This window comes from Xanthomonas sp. SHU 308 (assembly GCF_000364645.1).
Classification (GTDB): Bacteria; Pseudomonadota; Gammaproteobacteria; order Xanthomonadales; family Xanthomonadaceae; genus Xanthomonas_A; species Xanthomonas_A sontii.
The window spans coordinates 1-18,514 of record NZ_AQOK01000006.1 but is presented as its reverse complement, the minus strand read 5'-3'; the positions used below and the strand labels follow the sequence as shown (position 1 = coordinate 18,514).

At 68.9% G+C, this 18,514-nt stretch carries 15 protein-coding genes; 1 reads left to right on the top strand and 14 read right to left on the bottom strand.

The features are described from left to right. Together phaZ and D588_RS0100370 are read right to left on the bottom strand one after the other, a co-directional pair. On the bottom strand, nt 1–1,194 hold a 1,194-nt coding region (phaZ, locus tag D588_RS0100375; protein ID WP_017914573.1), incomplete at its 3' end, for a polyhydroxyalkanoate depolymerase. A gap of 63 nt (nt 1,195–1,257) precedes the next feature. Continuing rightward, nucleotides 1,258–1,863, bottom strand: a complete 606-nt coding sequence (locus tag D588_RS0100370) for a class I SAM-dependent methyltransferase (RefSeq protein ID WP_017914572.1) — start codon at nt 1,861–1,863, stop codon at nt 1,258–1,260. An 81-nt stretch (nt 1,864–1,944) separates the two neighbouring features. On the opposite strand from D588_RS0100370, the gene D588_RS0100365 reads away from it, so the two are divergent. Then, nucleotides 1,945–2,400 carry a CopD family protein gene (locus D588_RS0100365; RefSeq protein ID WP_017914571.1) on the top strand — a complete coding sequence of 152 codons (456 nt, stop codon included), beginning with the start codon at nt 1,945–1,947 and terminating at the stop codon, nt 2,398–2,400. Between the two features lie 73 nt (nt 2,401–2,473). Here D588_RS0100365 and D588_RS0100360 read toward each other — a convergent pair whose 3' ends face one another. From D588_RS0100360 to dxr, 12 genes are all read right to left on the bottom strand, one after another. Next, the gene (locus D588_RS0100360; RefSeq protein ID WP_017908799.1) at nt 2,474–3,232 is read right to left on the bottom strand and encodes a tetratricopeptide repeat protein; all 759 of its coding nucleotides are present in this window, start codon (nt 3,230–3,232) and stop codon (nt 2,474–2,476) included. Nucleotides 3,233–3,256: 24 nt separating this feature from the next. Beyond that, entirely contained in the window at nt 3,257–4,216 is a 960-nt protein-coding gene (locus D588_RS0100355; RefSeq protein ID WP_017908798.1) for an acetyl-CoA carboxylase carboxyltransferase subunit alpha, read from the bottom strand. Between the two features lie 112 nt (nt 4,217–4,328). Further along, nucleotides 4,329–5,198: a hypothetical protein gene (locus D588_RS0100350; RefSeq protein WP_017914570.1), complete on the bottom strand. Its 870-nt coding sequence runs from the start codon at nt 5,196–5,198 to the stop codon at nt 4,329–4,331. Nucleotides 5,199–5,253: 55 nt separating this feature from the next. Then, nucleotides 5,254–8,844 carry a DNA polymerase III subunit alpha gene (gene dnaE, locus D588_RS0100345; protein WP_017914569.1) on the bottom strand — a complete coding sequence of 1,197 codons (3,591 nt, stop codon included), beginning with the start codon at nt 8,842–8,844 and terminating at the stop codon, nt 5,254–5,256. A 159-nt stretch (nt 8,845–9,003) separates the two neighbouring features. After that, nucleotides 9,004–9,699: a ribonuclease HII gene (locus tag D588_RS0100340; RefSeq protein ID WP_026143203.1), complete on the bottom strand. Its 696-nt coding sequence runs from the start codon at nt 9,697–9,699 to the stop codon at nt 9,004–9,006. Next, nucleotides 9,696–10,979, bottom strand: a complete 1,284-nt coding sequence (gene lpxB, locus D588_RS0100335; protein WP_017914567.1) for a lipid-A-disaccharide synthase — start codon at nt 10,977–10,979, stop codon at nt 9,696–9,698. Before lpxB ends, D588_RS0100340 begins: the two co-directional genes overlap by 4 nt. Before the next feature lie 23 nt (nt 10,980–11,002). Continuing rightward, a complete protein-coding gene (lpxA, locus tag D588_RS0100330; RefSeq protein WP_017908793.1) occupies nt 11,003–11,794 on the bottom strand; it encodes an acyl-ACP--UDP-N-acetylglucosamine O-acyltransferase in 792 nt (263 codons plus the stop codon). Nucleotides 11,795–11,813: 19 nt separating this feature from the next. Beyond that, complete coding sequence (fabZ, locus tag D588_RS0100325) at nt 11,814–12,284, bottom strand: 3-hydroxyacyl-ACP dehydratase FabZ (RefSeq protein WP_010344048.1); 471 nt, start codon at nt 12,282–12,284, stop codon at nt 11,814–11,816. Then, nucleotides 12,281–13,303, bottom strand: coding sequence for a UDP-3-O-(3-hydroxymyristoyl)glucosamine N-acyltransferase (lpxD, locus tag D588_RS0100320; RefSeq protein ID WP_017908792.1), 1,023 nt, complete (start codon nt 13,301–13,303; stop codon nt 12,281–12,283). The genes fabZ and lpxD overlap by 4 nt, the downstream gene beginning before the upstream one ends. Nucleotides 13,304–13,656: 353 nt before the next feature. Further along, the gene (gene bamA, locus D588_RS0100315) at nt 13,657–16,077 is read right to left on the bottom strand and encodes an outer membrane protein assembly factor BamA (protein WP_017908791.1); all 2,421 of its coding nucleotides are present in this window, start codon (nt 16,075–16,077) and stop codon (nt 13,657–13,659) included. A gap of 80 nt (nt 16,078–16,157) precedes the next feature. After that, the gene (gene rseP, locus D588_RS0100310) at nt 16,158–17,516 is read right to left on the bottom strand and encodes an RIP metalloprotease RseP (RefSeq protein WP_017914566.1); all 1,359 of its coding nucleotides are present in this window, start codon (nt 17,514–17,516) and stop codon (nt 16,158–16,160) included. Between the two features lie 26 nt (nt 17,517–17,542). Continuing rightward, on the bottom strand, nt 17,543–18,514 hold a 972-nt coding region (dxr, locus tag D588_RS0100305), incomplete at its 5' end, for a 1-deoxy-D-xylulose-5-phosphate reductoisomerase (protein WP_017914565.1).

The window sequence follows — 18,514 nt, the reverse complement described above, 5'->3', positions numbered from 1 at the left end:
GCGCCAGCGACGGCCGCTGAAGATGCCGTAATGGCCGGCGCCTTGCACTTCCAGGTGCTGGCGGCGCGCCGCGGGAATGCCGGTGCACAGGTCCTGCGCGGCGGCGGTCTGGCCCAGGCCGGAGATGTCGTCCAGTTCGCCTTCGATGCTGAGCAGCGCGGTGTCGTGGATCGCGGCCGGGTCGACGCGTTCGCCGTCGATCACCCATTCGCCGCGCGGCAGCAGGAATTCCTGGAACACCACGCGGATGGTGTCCAGGTAGTAGGTGGCCGGCATGTCCAGCACCGCGTTGTACTCGTCGTAGAAGCGGCGGTGCGCCTCGGCGTCCTGCAGGTCGCCCTTGACCAGGTTGGCGTAGAAATCCCAGTGCGACATGAAGTGCCGGCTCGGGTTCATCGCCAGGAAGCCGATGTGCTGCAGGAAGCCCGGGTAGACGGCGCGACCGTGGCCGGGGTAGGCCGGCGGCACGGTATGGATGACGTTGTGCTCGAACCAGGACAGCGGATTGCGCGTGGCCAGGTTGTTGACTTCGGTGGGACTGCGGCGCGCATCGATCGGCCCGCCCATCATCACCAGCGAGCGCGGCGTGGTCTCGCCGCGTCCGGCCATCAGCGACACCGCGGCCAGCACCGGCACGGTCGGCTGGCACACGCTCATCACGTGCAGCGATTCGGCGCCGATGTGGCGGATGAAGTCCTGCACGTAGCGCACGTAGTCGTCCAGGCCGAAGTCGCCTTCGGACTGCGGCACCATGCGCGCGTCGATCCAGTCGGTGACGTAGACCTTGTGGTCGCGCAGCAGGGTGCGCACGGTGTCGCGCAGCAGGGTGGCGTGGTGGCCGGACAGCGGCGCCACCACCAGCACGGCCGGCTGCTTCTTGAGTCCGTCCACGACCTTGGCGTCGTCGCTGAAGCGCTTGAAGCGCAGCAGGCGGCAGAACGGCTTGCGCAGCACTTCCTGCTCGACGATCGGCAGGGCGTGGCCGTCGACTTCGACATGGTCCAGCGCCCAGGCCGGCTTCTCGTAGTCCTTGCCCAGGCGGTGCATCAACTCGTTGCTCGCGGCCAGGCGCTCGGCGCCGGGCAGCGTCGACCACAGGCTGTTGGGGTCGGAGAAGATCTTGGCGTTGGCTTCGGCCTGGTGTACCCAGGGGGCGAGCAGGTTACGGGTCAGTTCGTGCCACTGGTAGAGCATGCCGGTGTTTCCATCCTGAGCGTATGCTGCCGTGCAGCATAACGCATCCGCGCAGTTTGCACCTTAATGGGGCACCAGACCAATCGTCTCCAGGGCCGCCGCATCCCCCGCCAGCGCTGGCGCCAGCCAGCAATGACTGCCGACCGGGCGCAGCCCGAGCGCACCGAACTGGCGCCGGTACCAGCGCGCCGCGCGGGGCTGGAAGCCGGCGTGGTCGCCGTCGAAGTCGTCCTCGGCGGCGAAGGTCTCCAGGAACGCCACGCCGCCGCACAGCTCCACCAGGCCGGGCAGGCCCTGGCGCAGTTCGCGGCTGTGCACGTAGTGCAGCACGTCCGAGCACACCAGCAGGTCCACCGGCGCGCACGGCCGCAGCCAGGCGAAATCGCCGAAGCGCGCCGGGTGCAGGTTGCGGTGGCGGCCGTAGCGGGCGACCGCGTAGTCGCTGCTGTCGAAGCCGAGGTAGCGCAGTTTCGGCCGCAGCTTCAGCAGCGGCGCGCGCCAGGCGCCTTCGCCGCAGCCAATGTCGAGCACGCTGCGGATCGGCCGTTCCAGGTAGTACTCGGCCTGAGCCACGGCGAGCGCGACCTTGCGCGCCAGGCGCGCGGCATCGCCGATGCCGTCGCGGCGATACCAGCGCTGGAAGTAGTCGGCGTCGTACTGTTTGTCCATGCGGGCGTGTGGTCCGTGCGGGCGCCGGACGAATCGGCGAAAATGGCCGCACATCCTACGCCAGCGACACGGAGCCAGCGCATGCAACTCTACCTGTGGATCAAGTCCCTGCATCTGCTGTTCGTGATCGCATGGATGGCGGCGGTGTTCTACCTGCCGCGGATCCTGGTCAACGTCGCCGAGAGCGTGGGCCAGCCGCAGGTGCAGGAGCGCCTGGCGCTGATGGGCCGGCGCCTGTACCGCTTCGGCCACATGATGTTCGGCCTGGCCCTGCTGCTGGGGCTGACCCTGTGGCTGGGCTACAAGGTGCTGCCGGACTTCCCGACCATGGTCGCGCCCGGCCACAGCGGCTGGCTGCACGCCAAGCTCGGCCTGGTCGCGCTGATGCTGGCCTACTACATCTTCACCGGCCGCTGGCTCAAGCGCGTCGGCCAGGCCGGCGCGCTGCCGTCCTCGCGCGCGCTGCGCCTGTTCAACGAGCTGCCGGTGCTGGCGCTGCTGGTGGTGATCTGGTTGGTGCTGGCCAAGCCGTTTTGAGCGGGGATTTGGGATTGGGGATTGGGGATTCGAAAGTCCCCGTTTCCGACCCTTTCCGGCTTTGCGCCAGCAGCTAGGCGTTGCGGCTGTCGAGTTGCTTCAGTTCGCTGCGGGCCAGGTCGATCCACTGGCGTTGGTCACGCTGGTAGTAGCGCGGGGCCAGGCTGGAGCGCTTCAGTACTTCGTTGAACACTTCGCCGGCGCGCTGCGGCTGGCCCGCGCGCTGCAGCAGTTGCGCGTAGCGCACGCGCGCTTCTTCGCCGGGGTAGTCGTCGGCGAGCGCGGCGTATTCCTCCAGCGCCGCGTCGGTCTGGCCCAGCGCCTCGGTGGCGCGCGCGTAGAGCAGGTGGCCGTCTTGCGAGCGGAACTGCGGGTTGGCGGCGATCAGCCGGTCCAGCGTGGCTTTCACCGCGGCCGGCTGGTCCAGGCCGAACTGCGCCTTGGCCAGTCCGAGCAGTAGTCCGGGGTCGTCGCGGTGGATGCCGCGCAAGCCGCTCTCGAACACCTCGGCCGCCTGCGCGTACTCGCCGTTATCCAGGTGCACCTCGGCCAGTTGCCGGCGGTTGTCCACGGTGTCGGCCAGTTCCAGGCGATTGCCGGCGGTGCGCTTGTCGCGGTTCGGATCGAGCGTGGCGCCGACCTTGCGCAGGTGGCGGCGCGCGCGCGGATCGTTGCGCCACTCCGGCAGCAGTTCGGCGATCACGTAGATCAGGATCCCCAGATACGAAAAGATCAGCAGGATGAAGATCCAATACAGCGGGCGGCCGCTGCGCACCACGTGCACGCAGCAGGCCAACTGCAAGGCCAGCGACAGCAGGACGATGGGATTCATGGACAACGCTTCTTTGTGTCGCGATCAGGCCGCTTCGTACGCCCCGTAGCTGCGCAGACGCGCGTAGCGCTTCTCCAGCAACTGCTCGATCGGCAGCTGTTCCAGGGCGTCCAGTTCGTTGAGCAGGACCGCCTTCAGGCGCTTGGCCATCTGCGTGGGGTTGCGGTGGGCGCCGCCGATCGGTTCGCGGATCACCTTGTCGACCAGGCCCAGCGCGGACAGGCGCTTGGCGGTCAGGCCGAGTTGTTCGGCGGCGTCCTTGGCCTTGGAGGCGTCCTTCCACAGGATCGAGGCGCAGCCTTCCGGCGAGATCACCGAGTAGGTGCCGTATTCCAGCATCAGGGTGCGGTCGCCCACGCCGATCGCCAGTGCGCCGCCGGAGCCGCCTTCGCCGATCACGGTACAGATCACCGGCACCTTCAGCTCGGCCATCTCCAGCAGGTTGCGCGCGATCGCCTCGCTCTGGCCGCGCTCCTCGGCGCCGATGCCGGGGTAGGCGCCGGGGGTGTCGATGAAGGTCAGCAGCGGCAGCTTGAAGCGCTCGGCCAGCTTCATCAGGCGCAGCGCCTTGCGATAGCCCTCCGGGCGCGGCATGCCGAAATTGCGCGCGATCTTGCTCTTGGTGTCGCGGCCCTTCTGGTGGCCGATGATCACCACCGCGCGGCCATCGATGCGGCCGAGGCCGCCGACGATGGCCTTGTCGTCCGCGAACGCGCGGTCGCCGGCCAGTTCCTGGAACTCGTCGCAGAACACGTTGATGTAATCCAGCGTGTACGGGCGCTGCGGATGCCGCGCCAACTGCGAGATCTGCCACGAGGACAGGTCGCGGAAGATCTGCGCGGTGCGCACCCGCAGCTTGTCTTCCAGCGCACCCACCTCGGCGTCGACGTTGACCGCCGGGCCGGTGCTGGCGTTGCGCAGTTCCTGGATCTTGGCTTCCAGATCGGCGATGGGTTGCTCGAAGTCGAGGTAGTTCGGGTTCATTGGAAGCCGTTGGATGGATCAAAGGTGGGGAAGCTTAGCCGAATGTACGGCAACTGCCCGTACGCTCCGGTGTGGAAAGGCCGGCGGGGCGCGGCTGGCCGGGGGCGGCGGTTCAGGGAACGACCAGCGCACTGCGCCCGGTCAGCTCGCCGAAGGCGTGCACGAAGGTGTTGCAGGCCTCGTTGGCCGAGGGCGGCAGCGAGGCGCCCAGCGTCGCGGTGGCGGTGGTGAACGCCATCTGCGCCTGGAAGGCTTCCTTGCGCAGGGCACGCTGCGCGTCGGCGCCGGTCGCGCGCAGGTGACGCGCGTAGAGCGCGCGCAGCGGGCCGGCATGGGCCTCGTAGGCCGGGTCCAGCGGCGGCAACGTCGCCGGGGCCTTCTCCAGCGCGAAGCGCGGCGTCACGTAACGGCCCGGCCGCGCGCGCGCGAACGCGCCGGGCTGGCCCATGCCGGTCTCGACGTAGGCGATGAAGTCCGGCGCAGTGAAGATCTTGCTGGAGATCTTGCCGCCGCTGGCATCGACATGCGCGACGACCTGCTCGTCCGGGAACGGCTCGCGCACGCCGAAGGTCCAGTTCTTGTCGATGAACAGGTCGTGGGTCTGTTTGAACGGGCCTTCGAAGGTGACGCCGTTCAGTTCGATCCGCGCGTTGATCGAACCGAAGTTCTTCGCCTTGTCCGGGCCGGTGAGGTAGATCGCGTTCGCGGTCACGTACTCGCTCAGGGTCGGATTGATCAGTCCGCCCCTGGTATCGGCGTAGACGATGAAGCGCACATCGCCCAGGCGTTCGCTGCGCAGGTGGTGCTCGCCGGCCGCCAACGTCACCGGCTGCGCCTGCTGTGCCGGCACCTGCAGGGTCTTGCCGTCGAGCGTGATCGACAGCGGCGCGGCGGTGGGGTTGTCGATCTGGAAGTCGACGTTGGACGAGGAACACGCCGCCAGCGCGAGCGCGGCAGCGAACGGGAACAGCACGGTCTTCATCGCGGCCTCCTTCCTTCGGCCATGTGCAACGGGCGCGCCGCGCTGCGCGCCAGGCTCAGTTCGCCCATGGCGGGTTGTATTTGACCTTCACCGCGCGCACCGCCGGGTCGCCGCGCAGGGCATCCAGCAGTTGCGGGTCCACGCGCACCGAATGGCTGCCGTTGAGGTCGAGCATGCCGGCGATGCCGCCCTGCGGCGACTGCAGCAGCAGATCCAGGCGCAACGGCGTCTTGCCGGGACGGTGGCGGGCGAGCAGGCCGTCGATGCGCGGCCAGGCGCTGCGCTGGCGCAGGTCCAGGCGCAGCGACAGGCGCTGCGCGTGGTGCGTGCAGATCTGCTCGTAGTCCCAGCACTGGCGGATGCGCATCGCATAGCCGCCGTTGAATTCGTCCTCGCGCACACCGCCCTTGACGATGAGGATGCGGTCGCGGGTCAGGAGGTGGCCGAACTCGGCGATGGCGTCGGAGAACGCGCTGCACTCGATGCGGCCACGGCCGTCCTCCAGTTGCACGAACACCTGGCTGTCGCCCTTGCGGCGCACGCCGACCACCTGGCCGGCGAGGATCGCGCTGACCTCCGGGCGCCAGGCGCGCTTCTCGCCATCGCCGCCACCACCGCGGCCGCCGCCGGATTGCGCGCAGATCTTCTCCAGCGCGCTCAGGTCGCAGCCGACCAGTTCGCGCACTTCGTCGCGGTACGGATCGAACGGATGGCCGCTGAGGTAGAAGCCCAGCGTCTCGCGCTCGCCGGCCAGCAACTGGCCTAGCGGCCATTCCTTGCTCTCCGGCAGGTCCAGGCGCAGCGCCGGGGCGCTGGTGTCGGCGCCGCCGAACAGCGAGTTCTGCCCGGAGGCGCGCTCGCGCGCCATCTGCTCGGTGGCCTTCATCACCTCCGGCAACTGCAGCATCAGCGTGGCGCGGTTGGCGCCCAGCCCGTCCATCGCGCCGGCGTTGATCATCGCCTCGAGGGTGCGCTTGTTGAGCTTGGCCGATTCCACGCGGGTGCAGAAATCCAGCAGCGAAGCGTACTCGCCGCCGCGCTCGCGCTCGGCCACGATCGCCTCGCAGGCGCCACGGCCCACGCCCTTGATCGCGCCCAGGCCGTACTGGATCGTGTCCGGGGTGGCAGCCTCGAACATGTAGGCCGAGGCGTTGATGCGCGGCGGCAGCACGGTCAGGCCGAGGTTGCGCACCTCGTCGAGGAAGCCGACCACCTTGTCGGTGTTGTCCATGTCCGAGGACAGGGTGGCCGCCATGAACTCGGCCGGGTAATGGCGTTTCAGCCACGCGGTCTGGTAGCTGACCAGCGCGTAGGCGGCGGCGTGCGACTTGTTGAAGCCGTAGCCGGCGAACTTCTCCATCAGGTCGAAGATTTCGTCGGCCTTGGCCTCGCCGACGCCGCCCTTGGCCGCACCCTCGCGGAAGATCTCGCGGTGCTTGGCCATTTCCGCCGGCACCTTCTTGCCCATCGCGCGGCGTAGCAGGTCGGCGCCGCCCAGCGAGTAGCCGCCGACGATCTGCGCCATCTGCATCACCTGCTCCTGGTACACCATGATGCCGTAGGTGTCCTTCAGGATCGCTTCGGTGCGCGGATCGGGATAGACGATCTCCTCCTGCCCGTGCTTGCGCGCGTTGAACGAGGGGATCAGGTCCATCGGGCCCGGGCGGTACAGCGACACCAGCGCGATCAGGTCCTCGAAGCGGTCGGGGCGGGCGTCCTTCAGCAGCCGGCGCATGCCCGAGGATTCGAACTGGAACACCGCACCGGTGTTGCCCGAGGCGAAGATGCCCTTGTAGGTCGGCGCGTCGTCGAGCGGGATCGCGGCGATCTCCACCGGCGGGATGCCGGCGCGCGCGTGGCGCACGTTGATCGCCTTCACCGCCCAGTCGATGATGGTCAGGGTGCGAAGGCCGAGGAAGTCGAACTTGACCAGGCCGACCTGCTCGACGTCGTCCTTGTCGAACTGGGTGACCGGGTTCTTGCCGAAGGTGTCGACATCGTGTTCGGCGAACAGCGGGCAGAAGTCGGACAGCGGCGTCGGCGCGATCACCACGCCGCCGGCGTGCTTGCCGGCGTTGCGGGTCAGGTCCTCGAGCTGCCGCGCCAGGTCCATCAGGTCGCGGACGTCGTCCTCGGCCTGGTAGCGCTGGATCAGCTCCGGCGAGGCCATCTCGCTGTCCTTGCCTTCGCCCATCGCATCCTTCAGCGTGATGCCGAGGATGTTGGGGATCAGCTTGGCGACGCCGTCGACCAGGCCGTACGGGAAGCCGAGCACGCGGCCGCAGTCGCGCACCACCGCCTTGGCCGCCATGGTGCCGTAGGTGATGATCTGGCTGACCCGGTCGCGGCCGTACTTGCGCGCCACGTAGTCGATCACCTCGTCGCGGCGATCCATGCAGAAGTCGATGTCGAAGTCGGGCATCGACACGCGTTCCGGGTTGAGGAAGCGCTCGAACAGCAGGTTGTACGGCAGCGGATCCAGGTCGGTGATCTGCAGCGCCCACGCCACCAGCGAACCGGCGCCGGAACCGCGGCCCGGGCCGATCGGGATGCCCTGGTTCTTGCCCCACTGGATGAAGTCGGCCACGATCAGGAAGTAGCCGGGGAAGCCCATCTTGATGATGGTGTCCAGCTCGAACTCGAGCCGGTCCACGTAGTCCTGGCGGGTCTTGCCGGGCGCCAGCGGGTTCTTCTCCAGGCGCGCGGCCAGGCCGTCGCGCGACTGGCTGCGGATCCAACTGTCCAGCGTCTCGTCGTCGGGCACCGGATAGGCGGGCAGGAAGTAGGTGCCCAGCTGCATCTCGATGTTGCAGCGTTGCGCCAGCGCCAGGGTGTTGTCGATCGCGTCGGGGATGTCGGCGAACAGCGCGGCCATCTCCTCGGCCGACTTCAGGTACTGCTGGTCGCTGTAGTCGCGCGGGCGCTTGGGATCGTCGAGCACGCGGCCGGAGGAGATGCACACGCGCGCCTCGTGCGCGGCGAAGTCGCTGGCGTACAGGAAGCGCACGTCGTTGCTGGCGATCACCGGCAGGCCGCGGGTGCCGGCGGCGTGCAGGGCGAACTGGTTGAACGCTTCCTCGCCGTCGCGGCCGGTACGGGTCAGTTCCAGGTGCAGGCCGTCGCCGAAGATGCGCTGCCAGTCGGCCAGTTGCTGCTCGGCCAGATCGTGGCGGCCTTCGCTGGCCAGGCGCCCGGCCAGGCTCTCGCGGCCGGCCAGCGCGAACAGGTTGTCGCTGCCGGTCTGCAGCCATTCCGGGCGCAGCGCCACGCCGCCTTCGCTGCGGTGGCCTTCCAGCCAGGCGCGGGTCAGCAGCCGCGACAGGCTCAGGTAACCGTCGCGATTGCGGCACAGCACGGTCAGCCGCCACGGCGCCTGGGTGCCGTCGGCGATCAGCAGGTCGGCGCCGGCGATCGGCTTGATGCCCACGCCCTCGGCGGCCTTGTAGAACTTGACCAGCGCGAACAGGTTGTTGAGGTCGGTGACCGCCAGCGCGGGCAGGTCCAGTTCCACCGCGCGGCTGAGCAGGTTGGCCTGCTTGGCTTTCTTCGGGTCAGCCTGATCCGGTTTCTCGGGCACACGGATGGTCGAATCCGCCAGCGAGAACTCGGTGTGGATGTGCAGATGGGCGAAGCGGGAAGTGGACATGCGGAACCAGAGCGATGCCCGGGCAGGGTAGCGGCGGGGGGCGAGCCGGGCAAGGCTTGACAGCGAGGGGCGGGGATTCGGGAGTGGGGATTGGGGATTCGTTTGCGGTCTCATTGCGCGTTGAGTGCGCGCGATGCCGGCCCGACCCAGTCGAACGTCCTACGCGAGTTGCAGCGACTCCAGCGAATCCCCAATCTCCACGGCCGGCTCCCGGCCCGCCAGGGCCATCCTGACGGGCGCGAAGCTGCGCCGGTGGTGGATGCAGGGGCCGTGCGCGGCCAGTGCGGCCAGGTGCGCCGGGGTGGCGTAGCCCTTGTGCAGGTCGAAGCCGTAGTGCGGGTGTTCGTCGTGCAGGCGCTGCATGATCCGGTCGCGGGTGACCTTGGCGACGATCGAGGCGGCCATGATCGCGCGGTCGCGGGCATCGCCGCCGACCAGCGCCTCGGCGGCGCAGGGCAGGCCCTTGGGCACGCGGTTGCCGTCGATGCGGGCGAAGCCGGCCACGTGGGCCACGCCCTCGACCGCGCGGCGCATGCCCAGCATGGTCGCCTGGTAGATGTTCAGCCGGTCGATCTCCTCGGCCTCGATCAGCACCACCTGCCAGGCCAGCGCGCGCTCGACGATGCGCGCATACAGCGTCTCGCGGCGCGCCGCGGTCAGCTGCTTGGAATCGTCCAGCCCGTTGATGCGGGTGCGCGCCGGATCGAACACCACCGCCGCCACCGCCACCGGCCCGGCCAGGGGACCACGGCCGGCTTCGTCGACGCCGGCGTAGAGCCGGGAATCGGGAGTGGGGAATGGGGAATGGGACAAAAGCGACTGCTGCGGCGACGGCGGGGGAAGGGAGCGCTTCATGCCGTTGCTCCTGTCGATTCCCGATTCCCGATTCCCGATTCCCGGCCCTCCAGCAATTCGAGCACCGCATCGGCCGCGCGCGCCGAGGCGTCCTGGCGCAGCAGCAGGTGCAGGCGTTCGTATTCGGGCTGCAGCGCCGCTACCGCCTGCGGGTTGCGCAGCCAGTGCAGCAGCGCGGCGGCCAGGGCGTCGGGGGTGCAGGCGTCCTGCATCAGTTCCGGTGCCAGGTCGCGGCCGGCGAGGATGTTGGGCAGGGCGTAGCGGTCCACCTTCAGCAGGCCCAGCGCCTTGACGATGCGGTAGGTGAGCGGGGCGACCTTGTAGCCGACCACCATCGGCCGCTTCACCAGCATGGCTTCCAGGGTCGCGGTGCCGGAGGCCAGCAGCACCGCATCGGCGGCGAGCAGCGCGGTGCGCGCGTGGCCGTCCAGCACCCGGGTGGCGGCCGCCGGCAAGGCCGAGCGCGCGAGTTGTTCTTCGATCAGCGCCTTGCACGCGGCATTGGCGGCCGGCACCAGCACGCGCGCGTCCGGAAGCTGCTGCAGCACCTGCGCGGCGGCGGCGAAGAAGGTGTCGCCGAGCTTGCCGATCTCGCCCAGGCGGCTGCCCGGCAACACCGCCAGCACCGGCACGTCGGCGGCCACGCCCAGGGACGCACGCGCCGCGCCGCGGTCTTCGTGCAGCGCGATCGCATCGGCCATGGGGTGGCCGACGAAGCGCGCGTCCACGCCGTGCTTGGCGTAGATCGGCGGCTCCATCGGGAACAGGCACAGCACCCGGTCGGCGCTGGCGCCGATCTTGGCCGCGCGCTGCTCGCGCCAGGCCCATACCGATGGACTGACGTAATGCACGGTGCGCAGCCCGCGCTGCTTCAGCCAGCGCTCCACGCCCAGGTTGAAGTCGGGGGCATCGATGCCGACGAACACGTCCGGGCGCCAGGCCAGCAGCCGCTCGCGCAGCGCGCGGCGCAGCTTCAGCAGGCGCGGCAGGTGCCGCAGCACTTCCAGCAGACCCATCACCGCCAGCTCGCTGGCGTCGAACCAGGTCTGGCACCCGGCCTGGCGCATCGCCTCGCCCCCGACCCCGGCGAACTCCGCGTCGGGATAGCGCGCGCGCAGCGCGTCGATCAGCCCCGCGCCCAGCAGGTCGCCGGAGGCTTCGCCGGCGACCAGGGCGATCCGCAGCTTCGCTGCGCGGGGAATGGGGAATGGGGAATGGGGAATGGTCGAAGCAACAGCAGGGCCGGGGCCGGGCGGGCGACCGCTCTTCCCATTCCCCATTCCCGATTCCCCATTCCCGGCCGTCATCGCAACAACGGCCGCTCGCTGGATTCGATGAACTCCAGCATCGCGCGCACGTCCTCGCTGCCTTCGGCCAGCACCGCCAACTGGTGCTTGGCCTCGGCCAGCGGCAGGCCGGCCACGTACAGCGCGCGGTAGGCGCGCTTGATCGCGGCCACGCGTTCGGGATCGAAGCCGCGGCGCTTCAGCCCTTCGCTGTTGATGCCGCGCGGGCGCCCCAGCGAATTGCCGCCGACCATGGTGAACGGCGGCACGTCGCCGTTGATCAGCGCGCCCATGCCGAGGAAGGCGTGATCGCCGATGCGGCAGAACTGGTGCGCGCCGGCGAAGCCGCTGATGATCACGTGGTCGCCCACTTCCACGTGCCCGGCCAGGGTGGTGTTGTTGGAGAACACGCAATGGTTGCCGACGATGCAGTCGTGGGCGACGTGGGTGTAGGCGAGGAACCAGTTGTCGCTGCCCACGCGGGTGATGCCGCCGCCGCTGCCGGTGCCGCGGCTGACGGTGACGAACTCGCGGATCACGTTGCGGTCGCCGATCACCAGTTCGGTGCGTTCGCCGGCGAACTTCTTGTCCTGCGGGTCGCCGCCGAGCGCGACGTGGCCGACCAGGCGGTTGTCGCGGCCGAGCCGGGTCGGGCCGACGATGCTGCAATGCGAGCCGATCTCGCAGCCTTCGCCGATCTCCACCTCGGCGCCGATCACGGTGAAGGCGCCGACGCGCACGTCGGCGGCGAGTTTCGCGCCCGGGTCGATGATCGCGGAGGGGTGAATCAGGGGAGCGTTGGCGCTCATCGCAGGTCTCCTGCCAGGGTCATTCGCGGGTGCCGGCGCACAGCACTTCGGCGCAGGCCACGACCTTGCCGTTGACCTTGGCCTCGCCGTAGTACACCGCCATGTTGCGGATCACCCGCTTGATTTCCACGTGCAGCTCCAGCACGTCGCCGGGCACCACCTGGCTGTTGAAGCGGGCGTTGTCGACCTTGACCATGTAGAACAGCTTGGACTGCGCGTCGCGGCCCATCGCCAGCTGGGTCAGGATGCCGCCGGCCTGCGCCAGCGCCTCGATGATCAGCACGCCGGGCATGATCGGCTGGCCCGGGAAATGGCCCTGGAAATACGGCTCGTTGATGCTGACGTTCTTGTGCGCGACGATCCGGCGGTTCTCGAAATCCAGCGAGACCACCTTGTCCACCAGCAGGAACGGGTAGCGGTGCGGGAGCAGTGCGCGGATCTGGTTGATGTCCGGCAGGGTGGCGTCCGGCAGGGGCTGATCGTGGCTCATTCCTTCTCCTTGCTGACAGACAGGATGCGACGGGCCAGGGCATCGAGCTGTTTGAAGCGCGCGGCGTTCTTGCGCCACGTGCGGTTGTCGGTCAATGGGGTGCCGGACGAGTACTCGCCCGGCTCGTGGATGGAGTTGCGCACGACCGACTTGCCGGTGACCACGACCTTGTCGCAGATCTCCAGGTGGCCGACCACGCCGACCGCGCCGCCGAGCATCACGTAGCGGCCGATCTTGGCGCTGCCGGCGATGCCGGTGCAGCCGGCGATGGCGCTGTGCGCGCCGATGTGCACGTTGTGCGCGACCTGCACCAGGTTGTCCAGGCGCACGTCTTCTTCGAGGGTGGTGTCTTCCAGCGCGCCGCGGTCCACGCAGGTGTTGGCGCCGATCTCGCAATCGTCGCCGATGCGGACGCCGCCGAGCTGCGGCACCTTGATCCAGCGGCCGGCGTCCATCGCCAGGCCGAAGCCGTCGGCGCCGAGCACCGCGCCGGGATGCACACGCACGCGCTGGCCCAGACGCACCCGGGTGACCAGGGTGACGCGGGCGATCAGTTCGCTGCCGGCGCCGACCTGGCAGTCCTCGCCGATCACGCAGCCGGGGCCGATCACGCAGCCCTCGCCGATGACGCTGCGCGCGCCGATGCTGACGAACGCGCCGATGTGCGCGCCGGGCGCGACCTGCGCGCTGGGATCGATACTGGCGCTGGGATGGATGCCGGGCGGTCGCAGCGGGGCCACGTCGAACAGCGCGGCGATCTTGGCGAAGGCGACGTACGGATCGCGCGCGATCAGCGCGGTGCCGGGCGCGGCTTCGGCGTCGTCGGCACGCAGCACCACGATCGCCGCCGTGCTGTCGGCCAGTTGCGCACGATAGCGGGGATTGGCCAGGAAGCTGAGCTGTCCCGGGCCGGCCTGCGCCAGCGTGGCCACGCCGCGCACCGCGACGCTGCCGTCGCCATGCACCTGCAGACCGAAACGCTCGGCGATCTCGTCAGCGGTATAGGTCGAAGTATTCACCGGGAGATTCTACCGTGTGCCACCAGCACGGTCATACGTACGCCCGCGTAGGGCGTGGGACCCGCTCGCGTACACCAAGCCGAATAGGCTCGATCACCTGCAAGCCACGATCGACCGACTCGAGCAAAGCCCCCTTTGGTAAAGGGGGCGCGCCGAAGGCGGGGGGATTCGGAAGGCGATGAGCCGGGCCCCGCGATTCGCAGTGCGAATCGTGGGGCGTCAGCGCGAATGCGGTGACGCGCTCGGGGCGCGCCGACAGGCGCGCGGATTAGGCAAGCCAAGCCCCAGCAGGTTTTCGCGCAGCGAAAACCTGGCTGCCAGGGCGCAGCCCTGGCAGCGGGTGGGCAGTTCTTTTAGAACTGCCCACCAAAGGTGAACTGCAGGCGCTCGATCTCGTCGTTGTCTTCCTTCTTCAACGGAATCGCATAGCTGATCGAGATCGGGCCGACCGGGGCCCGCCACAGCAGGGCGATACCGGTGGAGGCGCGCAACTGGTTGGACTTGAAGTTGTCCACGCCATTGAACACGTTGCCGACGTCCACGAACGCCGAAATGCGCGCCGACGGGCTGTCGAACAGCTTCGGGAAGTACATTTCCGCCGAGCCCACGGTCTTGAACGAGCCGCCCAGCGGCTGGCCGCGGCGGTACGAGGCGGTGGCCTCCGAGCGCGGGCCGAGGGTGTTGTCCTCGAAGCCGCGGACCGAGTTGGTGCCGCCGGCGTAGAAGTTCTCGTAGAACGGCAGGCCCGAGGCGGTGACGCTGCGGATCAGATTGGAGCCGTTGCAGGCCTGCGGGTTGTAGGTCGTCGTGCCTTGCGCATCGCTGGTGTAGGTGCCGCAGATGTCGCGCGACACGTCGCTGCCGTAGCTGTCGCCGTAGCCGAACTCCGCGCGGGTGTTGAGCACCAGCGCCGGCGAGATCGGCCAGTACTTGGAGATCTGGTAGTTGAGCTTCCAGTACTCCACGGTCGAACCGGGCAGGGTGGCTTCCAGGCCCACACGCTGGTACATGCCGCGGGTGGGCATGAAGTAGTCGTTGCGGGTGTCGCGCGCCCAGCCGAGCTCGCTGCGCCAGGCGTGGAAGGTCTTGGTCCCGATCGCGTCGATGTAGTTGATGATCGCCTGCGGGGTGAAGCCCGGATAGGTGGTGATCTGGTTGCTGTCCACGCCGAACATCAGCGAGACGCTGTCGGTCTCGGTGATCGGCACGCCGAAGATCACCTGCGCCGCGCCGTTGGTGCTGTTGTACTGCGCGGTGCCGAAGTCGGAGTAGTCCAGCTTGCGCCAGGACAGGTTGTAGCCCAGCGACACGCCGTCGTCGGTGAAGAACGGGTTGGTGTAGGAGAACGCGTAGCGCTCCTGGTAGCTGCTGCGCGAGGCGTCCACCGCGACGCGGTTGCCGCCGCCCAGGAAGTTGTTCTGCGACAGCTGCACCGAGGTGGTGACGCCGTAGGTCTGCGAATAGCCCAGGCCGAAGGTGAAGCTGCCCGAGGTGGTCTCCTTGACGTTGTAGACTACGTCGACCTTGTCGTTGCTGCCCGGCACCGGCGGGGTTTCCACGTCCACCGACTCGAAGTAGCCCAGGCGCTGCAGGCGGATCTTGGAGCGGTCGATCGCCGCCTGCGAGTACCAGGTGTCCTCGAACTGGCGCATTTCGCGGCGCAGCACTTCGTCGGAGGTGCGGGTGTTGCCGCGGAACACGATGCGCCGCACCGACACGCGCGGGCCCGGCGTCACCTGCAGGTTCACCGCCACCGTGCGCTTCTCGCGGTCGGTGGTCGGGATGGGGGTGACCTTGGCGAAGGCGTAGCCGATGTTGCTCAGGGTGTTGGTGATGGCGTCGGAGCTGTATTCCAGCAGCGCGCGCGAGAAGGTGTCGCCGGCCTTGGGGATCACCAGCTTCTCGATCTCTTCCTGCGGCAGGATGGTGTCGCCGGTGACCTTGATGTCGGAGATCTTGTACTGCTCGCCTTCGGTGATGCCGGCGGTCAGGTACATGTCGCGCTTGTCGGGGCTGATCGCCACCTGGGTGGAGTCGACGCTGAAGTCGACGTAGCCGCGGTCCAGGTACCAGGAGTTGAGCTTCTCCAGGTCGCCGGACAGCTTTTCCTTGGAGTACTGGTCGTCGCGGCGGTACCAGGACAGCCAGTTGTGCTCGCGCGACTCCCAGTTCTCCAGGATGTCCTTGTTGAGGAATTTCTCGGTGCCGATCAGGTTGACGTGGCGGATCTTGGCCGCCTTGCCTTCCTTGATCGCGATGGCCACGTCGACGCGGTTGCGGTCCAGCGGGCTCACCGTCGGGGTGATCTCGACGTTGTACTTGCCGCGGTTGTTGTACTGGCGGGTCAGCTCCTGGGTCACCCGGTCCAGGCTCAGCCGGTCGAAGGTGCCGCCTTCGCTGAGGCCGATGTCGGACAGGCCCTTGAGCAGTTCCTCGCTCTTGATGTCCTTGTTGCCGGTGACGGTCAGCTTGTTGATCGCCGGACGCTCCTTGACCGTGACCACCAGGATGTTGCCCTGGCGGTCGACGCGCACGTCCTCGAAGAAGCCGGTGCGGTACAGGGCACGGATCGCCTCGGCGACCTTGGCCTCGTCCACGGTGTCGCCGCGTTCCACCGGCAGGTAGGTGAACACGGTGCCGGACGAAATGCGTTGCAGCCCGTCGACGCGGATGTCGCTGGCGGTGAAGGGCTCCGCTACCTGGGCCAGGGCCGGCAGGCTGAGGCTGGCGGCGAGGGCGAGGGCAAGCAGGCGGCGAGTGGGAAATCTCGTCATGTCACGTCCGGTAGAGGTCGATATCGTTGTTGCATGGGCGCCGGCGCAAGACGACAGCGGGTCGAGTGGATCGGCGCGGGTCATCGCAGGGCCTGGCCGAAGAGGTCGTTGTAGAACGCCAACCCCATCAGTCCTGCCAGCAACGTCAGGCCCACGAATTGCCCCGCCGCCATGGCGCGCTCGCTCAGCGGGCTGCCCTTGACCAACTCGATAAGGTAATACAGCAAGTGCCCGCCGTCCAAGATCGGGATCGGCAGCAGGTTCATGATCGCCAGGCTCAGCGACAGCAGCGCCAGGAAATTCAGGAACCAGTCCGGGCCCTGCTTTGCCGAGACGTTGGCGACCTTGGCGATGGTGATCGGGCCGGACACGTTCTTCAGCGAGGCCTCGCCGGTCAGCATGCGGCGCAGGATGCCGAGCGTGTCGCCGGCCAGCCGGCCGGTCTCGCGGAAGGCGACCGGGATCGCCGCCAGCGGGCCGTAGCGCAGGGTGGCGTCGTAGGCCGGGCGGCGCTGCTCGCCGATGGCCACGCCCAGCGTCCAGCGCGGCGCGCCGGGGCCGGCGGCCTGCTTGAGATGGACGTCCAGGGCCAGGCGCTCGCCGTTGCGTTCGACCTCGATCAGGCCGTTGCCGCCGCCGCGGCCCAGGGCCTGCACCTGCGGCGCGACCTGATCGGCGCTGGTGATCGGGGTGCCGTCCACCGCCAGCACGCGGTCGCCGGGGCGCAGCACGCCGTCGGCGGCCGAGCCGGCGGTGACGTTGGCGATGACTGCCGGCTGCAGGGTAAAGCGCCAGGTCAGGCCGGCCAGGGCCGGCACCTGCTGCTCGTCGAAGCCGACCGGCAGCTGCGACAGGCGCAGGGTCCGGGTATGGCTGGCGCCGTCCTGCGCGTCCTCGGTCTGCACCGGCACGTCCTCGCGGTCCATGGCGGCGACGGTCAACTGCATGGCGGCCTCGCTCCAGGTGGCGACGTCGCGGTCGCCGACGCGGACGATGCGCTCGCCGGGCTGGAATCCGGCCTGCTGCGCCAGGCCCTCGGCGCGGCCGACGATGGGCGCGTAATCCTGCTTGCCGATCACGAACATCGCCCAGAGGAACGCCACGCACAGGATCAGGTTGGCGATCGGGCCGGCGGCGACGATGGCGATGCGCTGCCACACGCTCTTGTTGTTGAAGGCCTGCGCACGCTCGGCCGGGGCCACCTCGCCCTCGCGTTCGTCGAGCATCTTCACATAGCCGCCGAGCGGAATCGCGGCGATCGCGAACTCGGTGCCGTGGCGGTCGTAGCGCGACCACAGCGGCTTGCCGAAGCCCACCGAGAAGCGCAGCACCTTGACCCCGCAGCGGCGGGCGACCCAGAAATGGCCGAACTCGTGGAAGGTCACCAGGATGCCCAGGCTGACCAGCATCCACCAGATGGAGCCGACGACATTACCCATGCGCGTGGCTCATGGCGGCGTGGGGATCAAGCATGGGCGAAGTGGCGGGCAATGGCGAGTTCGGTGATCTTGCGCGAGTGCGCATCCGCCGCCAGCAACGCGTCCAGGGAATCGGCCGCGACCGCAGGCAGCTCGGTCAGGGCGTTCTCGACCAGCGCAGGAATCGATAGGAAACCGATCCGGCCCTGAAGAAAGGCTGAAACAGCCACTTCGTTGGCCGCGTTCAGGATCGCCGGGGCGCTGCCGCCGGCCTGCATCGCGCGCCAGGCCAGGCCCAGGCAGGGGAAAGCGTCCAGGTCCGGCGCCTCGAAATCCAGCCGGCCCTGCGTCAGCAGGTCCAGCCCGGCGACCCCGGAGGCGATGCGGTCCGGCCAGCCCAGGCCCACCGCCAGGGTGGTGCGCATGTCCGGCAGGCCCATCTGCGCCAGGGTCGAACCGTCGATGAACTCGACCAGCGAATGCACCAGGCTCTGCGGGTGCACCAGCACCTCGATGCGCTCGGGCGCCAGCGCGAACAGGTGGTGGGCCTCGATCACCTCCAGGCCCTTGTTCATCAACGTCGCCGAATCGACGGAGATCTTCGGCCCCATCGACCACTTCGGGTGCGCCACGGCCTGCGCCGGGGTCACCGCCTGCAGGCGCGCGCGGTCCCAGCCGCGGAACGGGCCACCGGAGGCGGTCAGCAGCACCCGCCGCACCTCGGCACCGGTCTGGCGCGAGCGCAGGCACTGGAAGATGGCGTTGTGCTCGCTGTCGATCGGGATGATCTCGGCGCCGGCCGCGGCCGCCGCGGCGGTGACCAGTTCGCCGGCCAGCACCAGCGCTTCCTTATTGGCCAGCAACAGGCGCTTGCCGGCGCGGGCCGCGGCCAGGGTCGAGGCCAGGCCGGCCGCGCCGACGATGGCGGCGACCACGCTGTCGCAGGCGTCGCTGGCCACCAGCTGGTTCAGCGCGGCGTCGCCGGCATGCGCCTGGGTCGACAGCCCGGCCGCGCGCAG

Excerpts from the sequence above, each read along its gene's own strand:
- fabZ (WP_010344048.1), bottom strand. The coding sequence starts at position 12,284 with ATGAGCCACGATCAGCCCCTGCCGGACGCCACCCTGCCGGACATCAAC.
- D588_RS0100350 (WP_017914570.1), bottom strand. The coding sequence starts at position 5,198 with ATGAAGACCGTGCTGTTCCCGTTCGCTGCCGCGCTCGCGCTGGCGGCG.
- dnaE (WP_017914569.1), bottom strand. The coding sequence starts at position 8,844 with ATGTCCACTTCCCGCTTCGCCCATCTGCACATCCACACCGAGTTCTCG.
- lpxB (WP_017914567.1), bottom strand. The coding sequence starts at position 10,979 with ATGGGGAATGGGAAGAGCGGTCGCCCGCCCGGCCCCGGCCCTGCTGTT.
- D588_RS0100360 (WP_017908799.1), bottom strand. The coding sequence starts at position 3,232 with ATGAATCCCATCGTCCTGCTGTCGCTGGCCTTGCAGTTGGCCTGCTGC.
- D588_RS0100355 (WP_017908798.1), bottom strand. The coding sequence starts at position 4,216 with ATGAACCCGAACTACCTCGACTTCGAGCAACCCATCGCCGATCTGGAA.
- lpxA (WP_017908793.1), bottom strand. The coding sequence starts at position 11,794 with ATGAGCGCCAACGCTCCCCTGATTCACCCCTCCGCGATCATCGACCCG.
- bamA (WP_017908791.1), bottom strand. The coding sequence starts at position 16,077 with ATGACGAGATTTCCCACTCGCCGCCTGCTTGCCCTCGCCCTCGCCGCC.
- rseP (WP_017914566.1), bottom strand. The coding sequence starts at position 17,516 with ATGGGTAATGTCGTCGGCTCCATCTGGTGGATGCTGGTCAGCCTGGGC.
- D588_RS0100340 (WP_026143203.1), bottom strand. The coding sequence starts at position 9,699 with ATGAAGCGCTCCCTTCCCCCGCCGTCGCCGCAGCAGTCGCTTTTGTCC.
- D588_RS0100370 (WP_017914572.1), bottom strand. The coding sequence starts at position 1,863 with ATGGACAAACAGTACGACGCCGACTACTTCCAGCGCTGGTATCGCCGC.
- D588_RS0100365 (WP_017914571.1), top strand. The coding sequence starts at position 1,945 with ATGCAACTCTACCTGTGGATCAAGTCCCTGCATCTGCTGTTCGTGATC.